Annotated in this window: 13 protein-coding genes; 3 read left to right on the top strand and 10 right to left on the bottom strand. The window is 73.1% G+C overall.

The annotated features are described in order from the left end of the window. Window positions 1-13 precede the first annotated feature (13 nt). The 4 genes from OHA19_RS32215 to infC all read right to left on the bottom strand — a co-directional run bounded on the left by OHA19_RS32215 (window position 14) and on the right by infC (window position 2,474). Window positions 14-844: a TrmH family RNA methyltransferase gene (locus OHA19_RS32215; protein ID WP_405710911.1), complete on the bottom strand. Its 831-nt coding sequence runs from the start codon at window positions 842-844 to the stop codon at window positions 14-16. 122 nt (window positions 845-966) lie between these two features. Next, window positions 967-1,350 (bottom strand): 50S ribosomal protein L20, encoded by a 384-nt coding sequence (rplT, locus tag OHA19_RS32210; RefSeq protein WP_072484442.1) that lies wholly within the window; start codon window positions 1,348-1,350, stop codon window positions 967-969. A 109-nt stretch (window positions 1,351-1,459) separates the two neighbouring features. Next, entirely contained in the window at window positions 1,460-1,654 is a 195-nt protein-coding gene (gene rpmI, locus OHA19_RS32205; protein WP_072484441.1) for a 50S ribosomal protein L35, read from the bottom strand. A gap of 121 nt (window positions 1,655-1,775) precedes the next feature. Beyond that, window positions 1,776-2,474: a translation initiation factor IF-3 gene (gene infC / locus OHA19_RS32200; RefSeq protein WP_405710915.1), complete on the bottom strand. Its 699-nt coding sequence runs from the start codon at window positions 2,472-2,474 to the stop codon at window positions 1,776-1,778. Between the two features lie 342 nt (window positions 2,475-2,816). On the opposite strand from infC, the gene OHA19_RS32195 reads away from it, so the two are divergent. Continuing rightward, the gene (locus OHA19_RS32195) at window positions 2,817-3,179 is read left to right on the top strand and encodes a DUF1844 domain-containing protein (RefSeq protein ID WP_405710917.1); all 363 of its coding nucleotides are present in this window, start codon (window positions 2,817-2,819) and stop codon (window positions 3,177-3,179) included. Between the two features lie 76 nt (window positions 3,180-3,255). Here OHA19_RS32195 and OHA19_RS32190 read toward each other — a convergent pair whose 3' ends face one another. The 3 genes from OHA19_RS32190 to OHA19_RS32180 all read right to left on the bottom strand — a co-directional run bounded on the left by OHA19_RS32190 (window position 3,256) and on the right by OHA19_RS32180 (window position 6,213). Next, window positions 3,256-4,032, bottom strand: a complete 777-nt coding sequence (locus OHA19_RS32190) for an SseB family protein (protein ID WP_405710919.1) — start codon at window positions 4,030-4,032, stop codon at window positions 3,256-3,258. A 70-nt stretch (window positions 4,033-4,102) separates the two neighbouring features. After that, the gene (gene mycP, locus OHA19_RS32185) at window positions 4,103-5,293 is read right to left on the bottom strand and encodes a type VII secretion-associated serine protease mycosin (protein ID WP_405710921.1); all 1,191 of its coding nucleotides are present in this window, start codon (window positions 5,291-5,293) and stop codon (window positions 4,103-4,105) included. After that, the gene (locus OHA19_RS32180) at window positions 5,290-6,213 is read right to left on the bottom strand and encodes a hypothetical protein (protein WP_405721282.1); all 924 of its coding nucleotides are present in this window, start codon (window positions 6,211-6,213) and stop codon (window positions 5,290-5,292) included. Before OHA19_RS32180 ends, mycP begins: the two co-directional genes overlap by 4 nt. A 514-nt stretch (window positions 6,214-6,727) precedes the next feature. On the opposite strand from OHA19_RS32180, the gene OHA19_RS32175 reads away from it, so the two are divergent. Further along, entirely contained in the window at window positions 6,728-7,930 is a 1,203-nt protein-coding gene (locus OHA19_RS32175) for an amino acid deaminase/aldolase (protein ID WP_405710923.1), read from the top strand. A gap of 15 nt (window positions 7,931-7,945) precedes the next feature. Here the strand turns inward: OHA19_RS32175 and OHA19_RS32170 are convergent, their stop codons facing one another. After that, window positions 7,946-8,878 carry a DUF2510 domain-containing protein gene (locus tag OHA19_RS32170; RefSeq protein WP_405710925.1) on the bottom strand — a complete coding sequence of 311 codons (933 nt, stop codon included), beginning with the start codon at window positions 8,876-8,878 and terminating at the stop codon, window positions 7,946-7,948. Between the two features lie 224 nt (window positions 8,879-9,102). Between OHA19_RS32170 and OHA19_RS32165 the strand changes: the two genes are divergently transcribed. Beyond that, entirely contained in the window at window positions 9,103-9,831 is a 729-nt protein-coding gene (locus OHA19_RS32165; RefSeq protein WP_405710927.1) for a FadR/GntR family transcriptional regulator, read from the top strand. Between the two features lie 187 nt (window positions 9,832-10,018). Here OHA19_RS32165 and OHA19_RS32160 read toward each other — a convergent pair whose 3' ends face one another. Together OHA19_RS32160 and OHA19_RS32155 are read right to left on the bottom strand one after the other, a co-directional pair. After that, on the bottom strand, window positions 10,019-10,975 hold the full coding sequence (locus OHA19_RS32160) for a phosphotransferase family protein (protein ID WP_405710929.1): 957 nt from the start codon (window positions 10,973-10,975) through the stop codon (window positions 10,019-10,021). A 69-nt stretch (window positions 10,976-11,044) separates the two neighbouring features. Next, a complete protein-coding gene (locus OHA19_RS32155) occupies window positions 11,045-11,968 on the bottom strand; it encodes a LysR family transcriptional regulator (protein ID WP_405710931.1) in 924 nt (307 codons plus the stop codon). Window positions 11,969-12,003: the final 35 nt, after the last annotated feature.

The following is a 12,003-nucleotide window of genomic DNA, read 5'->3' as shown; positions in this document are numbered from 1 at the left end:
ACACCCTGCGGTGTCACCGCGGGCGCTGGGCCCTCGCGGAGGCGTACAGACAGACGGCCGCCGCCGTCGCGAGGTTGAGGCTCTCCGCCCTGCCGTGGATGGGCACCCGCACGACCGCGTCGGCCAGTGCCCGGGTCTCCTCCGGCAGGCCCCAGGCCTCGTTGCCGAAGACCCAGGCGGTCGGCCCGCCCATGGTGCCCGCGTCGAGCTCGTCGTCGAGGTCGTCGTCGCCCGCACCGTCGGCGGCGAGAATCCGTACGCCCGCTGCCCGCAGCCCCTGCACGGCCTGTTCGACCGGGACGCCGACGGCGACCGGCAGGTGGAAGAGCGAACCGACCGAGGCCCGGACGGACTTGGGGTTGTAGAGGTCCACCGACGCGTCGGTGAGCACGACGGCGTCGGCGCCCGCCGCGTCGGCGCAGCGCAGCACCGTCCCGGCGTTCCCGGGGTCGCGTACGTGGGCGAGGACGGCGACCAGCTTCGGCTTCGCGGCGAGGATCGCGTCGAACGGGGAGTCGAGGAAGCGGCAGACACCGATCAGCCCCTGCGGGGTGACGGTCTGCGAGACGTCGGCGAGCACGTCGCTGTCGGCGAGGTGCACCCGGGCGCCGGCCGCGTGGGCGGCGGCGACGATGTCGGCGTACCGCTCGGCGGCCTCGACGGTGGCGAACAGCTCGATCAGGGTCGGCTCGCCGTCGCTGCCGCGGTGCTCGGCGGCCTCGCGCACGGCCTGCGGCCCCTCGGCGATGAACCTGCGCTCCTTGCCGCGGAAGTTGCGCTTGGCCAGCCGCCGGGCGGCGGTGACGCGCGGCGATCGCGGGGAGATCAGTTCGGGGGTGCCCATGGTCGGCGGCGAGCCTCTCTGCGTACGGAGGTGGCGGACGTACGGAATGTGCCGTGCAACGCACCGGACCCGCAGACGGCGAGCGCCTGCGGGTCCGGAACGGAAAGACAGTGCGACCTGGATCAGGCGGCCTTCGGGGCGTTGACGTCGCTCGGGAGGGCCTTCTGGGCAACCTCGACGAGGGCGGCGAACGCGTTGCTGTCGTTGACCGCGAGCTCGGCCAGGATCTTGCGGTCCACCTCGATGTTGGCGGCCTTCAGACCCTGGATGAGGCGGTTGTACGTCATGCCGTTCTGGCGGGCAGCGGCGTTGATGCGCTGGATCCACAGCTGACGGAAGTCGCCCTTGCGCTTCTTGCGGTCGTTGTAGTTGTAAACGAGGGAGTGGGTGACCTGCTCCTTCGCCTTGCGGTACAGGCGGGAGCGCTGACCGCGGTAGCCGCTGGCCTGCTCGAGGATTGCCCGGCGCTTCTTGTGAGCGTTTACTGCCCGCTTGACGCGTGCCACTTTTTAACTCCTTGTAGCGGGGCCGTGGTTGGACTCACACGGCCCGGAAACGAATTGGTCCCGGTCTCAGTCGAGTTCGCCGCCCACGGGTTCACCGCGGGCCGCGGACTCACTTGCCGAGAAGCTTCTTGATCTTCTTGGCGTCGGACGGAGCCACTACGACCGTGCCGGTCAGCGAGCGGGTCTTCTTGGACGACTTGTGCTCAAGAAGGTGGCGCTTGCCTGCGCGCTCACGGAGCACCTTGCCGGAGCCGGTGATCTTGAAGCGCTTGCTGGCACCGCTGTGCGTCTTGTTCTTCGGCATCGCGCCGTTCTCTCCTCGTCAGTGGCGCCCCTCGCGGTGCGGGCACCGGGCAGCAGGGGCGTCAGGTCTTGGTGGGAATTCCGGGGAGACCCGGGGCCGCCTGGATGGCGGCCCCCTGAGGTCAGGCCTCGGAAGGTGTCTCGGCCGGAGCCTCGGGCTGCGCTTCGACAGCCTCGTCCGCGGCCTCGGCGTCGGGGGTGGAACCCTGACGCTCCGCCTTGCGGGCGGCCTGGGCCTCGCGGGCCTCGGCCATGGCTTCGGTCTTCTTCTTGTGCGGGCCCAGAACCATGATCATGTTCCGGCCGTCCTGCTTCGGGTTGGACTCGATGAAGCCGAGTTCCTCCACGTCCGAAGCCAGACGCTGGAGCAGTCGGAAGCCCAGCTCGGGGCGGGACTGCTCACGACCACGGAACATGATCGTGATCTTGACCTTGTCGCCCTGCTTGAGGAACCGGACGACGTGACCCTTCTTGGTGTCATAGTCGTGCGGGTCGATCTTCGGCCGGAGCTTCATCTCCTTGATGACCGTGTGCGCCTGGTTCTTGCGCGCCTCACGGGCCTTCATGGCCGACTCGTACTTGAACTTCCCGTAGTCCATGAGCTTGCACACGGGCGGACGGGCGGTCGCCGCCACCTCGACCAGGTCGAGGTCGTACTCCTGTGCGAGTTCCAGGGCCTTGGCAAGCGGAACAATCCCGACCTGCTCGCCGCTGGGACCGACAAGTCGCACCTCGGGAACGCGAATCCGGTCGTTGATGCGGGGCTCGGCGCTGATGGATCCTCCTCGGTAGCACCACGCGGCCGCCTGGCGGACAGCCACGTAACGTCTCTCTCATGAGACCAACCGCACAGGGGAAAGAAAAATGCCCCGGACGGGACACAGGCGGGGCTCCTGGAACAACCGGAACCACCGCGGTCAACCGCGGGGCGCATCGGGCGGTCCCATCGTCCGTACGGAACGATGGCCACCGCCTGACCGGATGACCCGCCGCCCCGGAGGACGGTCAGGTGGGAGATCGGAGCCTCCACTTGTGGGCTGGGCACATGGTTGCCCAGCCGGTCGTTACACAAGGTTAGCAGCTCCCCCGGGCGGACGCTAACCGGCGCTCGCCCACCGCTCCCGCGGACGGGACGGCAGTGGCGTGGGCCTATCGTATGGCGCATGAGTGACGCGACCCCCACCAGTGATTCCCCCGGCTTCGACGACATGACCCGCGACATCGCGGAGGTGCCCGCGGTCGAGGTGATCGTGACGGTCGCGGTCAATCTGATGAGCGCCGCCGCCGTGAAGCTCGGACTGACCGAGGACGGCGACGAGCACAAGGACCTCGACGAGGCCCGCAAGCTGGTGCACGCGCTGGCCGGGCTGCTGGACGCCAGCGCCACCGAGATCAGCTCCTTCCACGCGGCCCCGCTGCGGGACGGCCTGAAGTCACTGCAGCTCGCGTTCCGCGAGGCTTCGCTCGTACCGGACGAGCCCGGTCACGGCCCCGGCGAGAAGTACACCGGCCCCGTCTTCGGCTGAGCCCCTTTCCTGTTCCCGCGACGCAATCGAGTCCCCTGCCCACCCGGGCAGGGGACTCGATTGCGTCCTACCGCGATCAGCGCGTGAAGAGCGGCTCGCCCGGTGCCGCGGCGTCGGCCGGCAACAGCGCCAGGTCCAGGCCGCGCACCAGGCGGGCGCGCAGGACCTCGTCGGCCGCCAGCACCTGCGCGACGCGGCGGGCCGCTTCGGCGGGGTCTGCGCCGGGTTCGAGGACCAGGGCGAGGGTGCCGTCGGCCCGGCCGGGTCCGAGGTGGGCCCGGAGCACCGAGGGCTCGGCGGCGACCGCGTCACGCACCGCCGAGGTGACGGCGGGGTCGTCCAGCGGGTCGGCGCTGGTGCGGCCCTCGGCGAGGGCGAGCAGCGCGGGGCCGGTCAGCTCGAACGCGACCGGGCCGGCGAGATCGAGGACCACCGTGTCCGCCTTCTCGTGCGCGGCGGCCTGCAGCGCCTGGTGCAGGGGTACGGCGACGGGGCGTGCCTGCGGATCCCAGCGGGCCAGCGAGTCGGTCGAGGTGAAGGCGGGCAGGGCCCGGCGGTCCCCGGCCTGGAGGGTGGGGACGGCCATGTCACTGGTCTTCTCGCGACGCAGCCCGCTCGCCCGGCTGCCACCACTGCCCTTGCCGGACGCTGCGCGGCTCGCCTCATCGTCCTCTTCCACCTCCCCGAGCACGGCGACGACCGGGACGAGGAGCCGGGCGCCCTTCAGGGCTTCGAGTACCGGGCCGAGGGCCTTGCGGTTCTCGGACCAGGCGGCCAGAGCCGCCGCCAGTGCCGGGTCGGCCGTGCCGTCGTCGTCGGAGTATCCGGGGTCCGGAATGTTCTTCTGCGCCACGGGGCGAGCCTAGTGCCTGGGCCGTGCCGCCCTGCCGACAGGTCCGTACGGGGCCGCTGAGCCGGGGCGGTCAGCCCCGTACGGCGAAGGGGCCTCGGCCCCTGTCGCGCCAGAGCACCACTGCCAGGGCCAGCAGGACCGCGCCGAGGCCGCCCGCGCCGGCCGCGAGCCAGCCCGCGCGGCCGCTGCCGTGCTGCTCGGGGGTGGGACCGGAGCCGAAGTAGCGCTTCCGGTAACCGGTCTCGGTGGTTTCGGCGCGCAGACCGGCGGGGCGGACATCGGCGCCGGCCTCGATCGCCGCTGCCGGGTCGACGATGCCGTACCCCCGGGCGTCGTCCCGGCCGGACGCCGGGGCGCCGCGGGCCGTGTCCGCGAGGAGCTTCTTGATCTGGGCGGGCGTCAGCCCCGGGTGCGCGGCGCGGACCAGTGCGACGGCGCCGGAGACGAACGCGGAGGCGGCGGAGGTGCCCCACTCCACGTAGTACTGCTCGTCGGGCGCGGCGACGACGATGTCGACACCGGGTGCGCTGACGGTGGCGTACCAACGGCGGGTGGAGAACGCGGCATGGGTGCCGTACCGGTCGACGGCGGCGACCGCGATCACACCGGGGTAGGCGGCGGGGTACGAGATGTGGTCGCCCTTCTCGCCGCCATTGCCCGCGGAGGCGACGACGACCGCCCCCTTCTTCAGCGCGTACTGGATGGCGGCGTCCTCGCCCGGGTCGGGGTGCGCGGACTTGCTGTCGTCGCCGAGCGAGAGGTTGATGACGTCGGCGCCGTGGTCGGCGGCCCAGCGGATGCCGTCGGCGAGGGCCGTGCCGCGTGACTCCCGGGCCTTGGCGCGGGCCGGGTCGGAGGCTTCGAGGATCACCCGGACCGGGAGGATCTTCGCCTCCGGCGCGATGCCGAGCACTCCGTCGGTGCGCCCCGTCCCATGGCCGTGACCTGCGATGATGCCTGCCATCGCGGTGCCGTGGCGAGCCCAGGAGCGGTCACCGCGGCCGGCGCCGAAGCCGATCATGTCCTTGCCGGGCAGTACTTGGCCGGACAGATCGGGCAGGTTGCCGTCGACCCCGGTGTCGACTACGGCGACGGTGATTCCCTTCCCCTTGGTGGTCCGCCACGCCTGGTCGGTGTGGAGTGCCTGGAGGCCCCACTGCTGGTCCCGGATGGCATCGGCCCTGGCCGGTACCGCGGGCAGGAGCGCGAACGCGGTGGCGGCGCAGACCGCGCCCAGGGCACGGCGGGTGCGGCGGCTCATTCCGATTTCTCCGTGAGGTCGGTGACGGTCCCGCGCAGACCACGCTCGATCCGGTCGGCGATGCCCTTGGCCTCGTGGCCGAGCCCGGCCTGGGCGGCGGCCGTCGTGGCGTTCGCGGCCATGGCCCTGTCGACGGGCTGCGGGTCGGCGACGGTGCGCCCGTCGGCGAAGCCGGACACGGCGAACACGACGACGGGCACCTCGGTCAGCACGTGGACGGTCCAGCTGGCGCGCTGCCGGTCGCCGAATCCGGCGGCGACGGTGCCCTCGACGGGGTAGGTGCGGGGCATCAGGTCGGTGCGCCGGCCGAGGTGCTGGCCGGTGAAGCGGGTGCTCAGCGCCTTCATCGCCGCCTCGTCGCCCTCGGTGAAGATCACCCCGACCGTGGTGACACTGCTGGCGGTGGCGTCGGTGTAGGTGGCGCGGAGCATGCGCTCGCAGCCGACCGGGCCGAGGGTCCGGGCCAGCAGCGGGTCCAGGGCCGCCCGGCAGCCGCTGTCCGGGGCGACGGCGATCCGGGTCCAGACCCGGTCGGCGCCGCCGGGGCCCGCGCCGTCACCGGTCAGGGTGCGGGGGAAGAGGGTGTCGACGGGGACGTTGTGCCAGGCGGTGCGGCCCACGGTGTAGGCGCTGCGGGCGGCGGCGTCGGCCGAGGAGTCGCTGGTGAGCCAGGCGCCGGTGGCCGCGCCGCCGATCAGCCCGAGCCCGAGCACGACGCAGGCGGCGGCCGTCGCAGTCCTGGCGGGGTGCCGGGTACGGATCGGGCGCAGCCGGGTGGTGGTCTCGGCGGGCGTCTCGGGGTGGGGGACGCGGTACGGGTACGAGTACGAGTACGGGTACGGCTGCGGCTGCGGCTGCGGGAAGACGTGGGCCGACCCGTTCGGTGGCGGAACCGCTCCCGGGCGCGGGGTGAGGTCCACGGCGCCGACGGGCCGCCGTCGCGTCACGGCGGGCGGCTGGTCGCGGCGTGGCGGGGCGGTCATGGGCGGGGCCGCGACAGGCGGGGCGGGGCGCGGCGGAGTGGCGGGCACTTCTGCTGCGGGGGCCGGGGGCACCGGCCTCAGCCGGGCCGTGGTCTCCACGGGCGGGACGGCGGCCTCGGGAGGGCCAGCGGCCACGGCCGGAGGTGTGTTCCGGTCCGTCGGAACGGGTGCGTCCGTGGCGGCCGTCGCGGGGGCCTGCGTCGGGGGCGTCGGGGGCGGGGTCGTGGGGCGGGGCGGGACAGGAACGCGCTGCGCCTCGGTACTCATCCGCCCCCCTGGTCCCGTTCCGTACCGCGCGCGGATCGACTTCACAGGCAGGCCCGTTGATTGCCGCGTGCCGTCACTCTACGGGGTGCGACGGCCCCGGCGGGAGCGGGCGACTCCCCGCCCCGGACGATCTGCGCAGATCATCCCCCTACCCAGCGGTACGGACGTCTGGCAAGCTGCGGCCATGACTGCCCGTGCCGCTGACCGGACCCGTTACAACCGGGCCACCGCCCATCTGGACGCCCCGATCGCCATTGTCGATCTCGACGCGTTCGACGCCAATGCCGACGATCTCGTCCGCCGGGCGGCAGGGAAGCCGATCCGGGTGGCGAGCAAGTCGGTGCGCTGCCGGACCCTGCTGGAACGGGTGCTCGCGCGCCCCGGTTTCGCCGGGATCATGTCGTTCACGCTGGCGGAGTCGCTGTGGCTGGCGCGGGCCGGGTTCGAGGACGTGCTGCTGGCCTATCCGACGGCCGACCGGGCCGCCCTCGCCGAGCTGGCCGCCGATCCGAAACTGGCCGCCGCGGTGACGCTGATGGTCGACGACCACGCGCAGTTGGAGCTGATCGACGCGGCGCGGGCGGGTGGCCGCGAGGAGATCCGGGTCTGCCTGGAACTGGACACCTCGCTCCAGCTGCTCGGCGGCCGGGTCAGGATCGGAGCCCTGCGTTCGCCGCTGCGCTCCCCCGCCCAACTGGCGGAGCTGGCACGCTCGGTGGCGCGGCGGCCGGGATTCCGGCTGGTGGGCCTGATGGCGTACGAGGGCCATATCGCCGGGGTCGGGGATTCCGTCGCGGGGAAGCCGCTGCGCTCCCGCGCGGTCCGGCTGATGCAGGCCGCGGGCCGCAGGGAGCTGGCTGTCCGGCGGGCCGAGGTGGTGCGCGCGGTACGGGCGGTGGCGCCGGACCTGGAGTTCGTGAACGGCGGTGGCACGGGCAGTGTGCAGCACACGGCGGCCGAGCGCGCCGTGACCGAGATCGCGGCCGGGTCGGGGCTCTACGTACCGAGGCTGTTCGACAACTACACGTCGTTCACGGCCCGTCCGGCGGCGCTGTTCGCCCAGCCCGTGGTGCGCCGGCCCGGTGTGGGGGTGGTGACGGTCCTCGGTGGCGGCTATCCGGCGTCCGGCCCGGCCGGCCCGGACCGGCTGCCCGTCCCGTACCTGCCGGAGGGGCTTCGCTACGACCCGCAGGAGGGGCCCGGCGAGGTGCAGACCCCGCTGCTCGGTGCGCCGGCCGACGATCTGCTGATCGGCGACAAGGTGTGGTTCCGGCACGCGAAGGCCGGTGAACTGTGCGAGCGCTTCGACGAGTTGCAGCTGATAGAGGGCGACCGGATCACCGCGACGGTGCCGACGTACCGGGGCGAGGGCCGTACATTCCTCTGAGCCTCACGGCCCGGCTCAGTGCTCGATCGCGCTGCCCACGCCGCCGCTCGTCGCGCTGTCGCCGATCGGCCGGATCGCCTTGGTGATGGTGTCCATGAGCGAGAGCGGCGGTCCGTCGGGGCCCGCGTCGAAGGCGTAGCGCACGATGATCAGCGACTCGCTGCCGATCGCGGACGGGAAGACGAGCGACTGCACGTAACCGCCGGGCCCCTTGGCCGTGTTGACCCGCCAGCGCACCTGGTAGCCGGCCCGTCCGGCGACGCTCACGGACGCGGAGTCGAGTACCTCGTGGGAGGTGATGCCGCCGTGGATCCGGTCACCGACGATGTTCTTCTCGTAGGCGCCGTCGGCGGCGGTGGCGATGTCCTGCTCGGCGAGCTTCTCGGCGGAGGTGATGTCGGTGGCGCTCGCGACGCGGCTGGTCACCGTGCCGTGGTAGCAGAAGTCGGAGGAACTGCCGGGGCAGGCGTAGGAGTCGACGGTGCGCATGGTGAGGACCTGTTCGGCGGTCCTGACGGGCTTCTCCCAGCCGTCGGGGATCGGCAGGGTGATGCCGTTGAGCTGGTCGACGAGGACCTTCGGGTCGCCTTCGGCCGGTGAGCCGCTGGGTGACGGGGTGTCCGTGGCCGTGGTGGGCGGCGGTACGGAGACGCTCGGCCCGGCCTCGGGCCGCGTGCCGTCGTCGTCCCTGCCGAGCAGGACGGCGCCGGTGACGGCGGCGCCCACGACGATCAGCCCGGCCACGGCGAGCGCGACGACGCGGGTGCCGCCCCGGCCGGGTGCGGTGACGCCGTTGCCGGGTGCGGTGGCGACCGGCTCGGGCGGGCCGAACGCCTGCGGAGCGGCGGCGGGGCGGGTGTGCGCGGTCCACGCCGCGCCGTCCCACCAGCGGTCGGTGCCCGGTGCCGCGGCGTCCGGATACCAGCCGGGCGGTGTCGCGTTGGTCATCCACACACTCTAGGGTTCGGCCACCGGCACCGACCGATGATTGTCCGACTGTCCGATTCATCCGTGGTGCCGGCCGGTCCACGAGCGGTAGCCGGTCCCACGGCGGGCGCCCCGCACCCGGCCGACCGGCCGGAAGACCTAAGCTGTGAAACTTAAGGTGTGAGGCTCAACCATTACTGGCCGGCCGCCGACGGTCGGCCACTGGCCCGGAAGGGGAACGGGGCATGGCCGGGGAAAGCGAGTTCATCGACCGCCTGATGCCCGTACTGCGGCCCGTCCGGGCGGGGAACGGCTTCGAGGAGGCGCTGGAACAGATACTCCAGGTGATCAGGCTCGGGCTGGTGCCGGGCGGCGGCCGACTGCCGGCCGAGCGCGATCTCGCCGAGCTGCTGGGGATCAGCCGGGTCACCCTGCGCGAGGTGCTGAAGGTCCTCCAGGACCAGGGCCTGGTGGAGAGCAGGCGCGGCCGGTACGGCGGTACGTTCGTGCTGCGGCGCGCCGGCAGCCCCGGCGAGGACGAGCTGCGGCGGCGGATCGCGTCCGTCGACATCGAGGACGTGCTGCGCTTCCGTGAGGCGCTGGAGGCCGGGGCGGCCGAGCTCTGCGCCGCGCAGGGGCTCGACGACGAGGGCGCGGACCGGCTGCGTGCCGCCCTGACGGCGACGCACGAAGCGCCGCTGCAGGACTACCGCAGGCGCGACACCCTGCTCCATCTGACCCTGGCCGAACTGTCCGGGTCCGCGTCGCTGACCACTCAGTACGCGGCCGTCCGCGCCACCCTGAACGACCTGCTGGACTGCATACCGCTGCTGGTGCGGAACCTGGAGCATTCGCAGCACCAGCACACCAGCCTCGTCGAGGCGGTCCTCGACGGGGACGGGGAGGGCGCGCGCGCGGTCATGCGCGAGCACTGCGCGGGTACGGCCGCGCTGTTGCGCGGGTTCCTGACCTGAGTCGCGGATCCCTGACCCAAGTCGCGGATTCCTGATCCGAGCCGGGGGGCCTGATCCGAGTCGGGGATTCCCGGCCCGAGTCGCGGATTCCCGACCCGCGCGGGGTAAGCGCGCCGTCTTCCTCCGGTGCGGCGCCGGGGAGGACGTAAAGGTATCCACGCTCACCATTGGAGCCGCGGGAGCCGCCTCAAGGAGCGGTGTGCCCGAGCCTGCCGCGCAGCCACCGCAGCGCCGCCGCGCCCTGGGCTCCCTGGAAGGCCCGCAGCGTCGGGAGGCCGGGTGGGGCCGGTTTCAGTGCAGCCGCCACGAAGTAGCCGGTCAGCGCGGTGAGTACCGCTGTCACTCCCGCCGGGTCGGCGTCCCGGCCCAGCGGGTGGGTGGTGAAGACGGTCTCCGGGTCGGGGCCGCCCTGCGCCGCCACGCACGGCAGCATTGTCAGCAGGTCGAACCAGGGGGCGGCCCTCAGCGCGTGGGGCCAGTCGACGAAGACCACCCGGTCGTCGGTGAGCAGGATGTTGTCGGCTCGCAGGTCGCTGTGGGCGAGGCTGTCCCCCGTGGCCGGTTCCGCCCAGCCCGACTCCAGCTCCGCGAGCAGGCCGAGGTTGCGCGCCGCCCACGGATCGAGCCGGCCGGTGTCCCCGTCGGCCAGCAGGGTGCGCCAGCCACTGAACATCCCGGCCTTGCGGTCGGCCGCGGCGGGCGCGTCGATCGGTGCCGGGGTCAGTGCCGCGCCCAGCTCGCCGACCGCCGTCAGGACCCGGTCCAGTTCGGCGGCGTCCCAGGGGACACGGGGCTGGCGGCCGTCGATGTCCTGGAGGACGAGGGCAACCCGGGTGCCGTCGTCGTACGAGCCGAGCAGCCGGGGCGCCGGGATGCCGGGCGGGAGCGCCGCGGTGAGGCGGGCCTCGGCGCGGTGCAGGTCCGGGCTGCCGGGGTTCGTCTCGGCGCTCACCGCCTTGACGAACGCGCGCCGTCCGTCCGCGAGCCGGACGCGGGCGGCGACCCCCGGCGAGAACCCGCCGCTCTGGCTGCGCGCCTCGACGATCCGGCCGCCGAGGATGTCCTCGACGGCGTCACGGACGGGCGCGGGGAGGTCGGCCCAGTGATGCCGGACGCCGGTGGCGGGTGGAGCGATCACGTTCATCCGCGCATTCTTCGCCACGCGGCGGGGCGCCCGCCAGCGCTTTCGCCCGGGTGGGCGGGACCCGGGGCGTCAGGTGTCCCGTCCCGTCAGTGACAGCAGGTCACGGGCCGGGCCCGTTGGACGGTGACCCGAGGGCCAGACCGCGCGCAGCTGGCGCCGCAGGCGTACTCCGGCGACCGGGACCTTGACGAGCCGGCGCGAGGACAGTTCCTCGCCGAGGGCCAGTTCGCTCAGGACGCACGGCCCGGCGCCGCTCTCCGCCGCTCCCTTCACCGCGGTCGTGGAGGAGAGTTCGAGCAACGGCTGGGCGAGGCCGCCGTGCACGGCGAGGGCCGCGTCCAGGACCTGGCGGGTGCCGGAGCCGTGTTCACGCAGGATCAGCGGGGTCACGGCCAGTTCCTGTGGGGTGAGGGGGGCCAGGCGGCGGGCCCAGGCGTGTGACGGCGCGACCACGACGACGAGGCGGTCATGGGCGATGACCGTGCCGTCGAGCCCTTCCGGCGCGGACAGGCCCTCCACGAATCCGAGGTCCGCCTCGCCGGCCAGCAGCCGGCCCGCCACCGCCGCCGAGTTTCCGGCCAGCAGCGAGACCGCCGTGTCCGGCCGTTCCGCGCGCAGCGCTATCAGCCATCCGGGCAGCAGGTATTCGGCGATGGTCATGGAGGCGGCGACCCGCAGCCTGGAGTCCCGCCGGTCGCGCAGCGCCTGCGCGCCCGCGTCGAACGCCTCGGCCGCCTCGATGATCCTGCGCGCCCAGTCGGTGACCAGTGCACCGGCGTCGGTGAGCCGGGAGCCGCGCGGCGAACGGTCCAGCAGGGCCACGCCGAGCTGGCGTTCCATGGACCGGATCCGGCTGCTGGCGGCGGGCTGGGTGACGCCGACGTCGCGGGCCGCGCGTCCCAGGCTGCCGTGCCGGGCGACGGCGAGCAGGAGTTCCAGCGCCCCGAGGTCGGGGATGCGGTGGGAGAGAGGAACATGCGCTTCGCCGGTCATAAAGCCACCTTATGACCTCATAGATACGGACTCCC

The sequence above is a fragment of the Streptomyces sp. NBC_00012 genome, from assembly GCF_045040875.1.
GTDB lineage: Bacteria > Actinomycetota > Actinomycetes > Streptomycetales > Streptomycetaceae > Streptomyces.
This window is presented reverse-complemented; position numbering and strand designations above follow the sequence as displayed.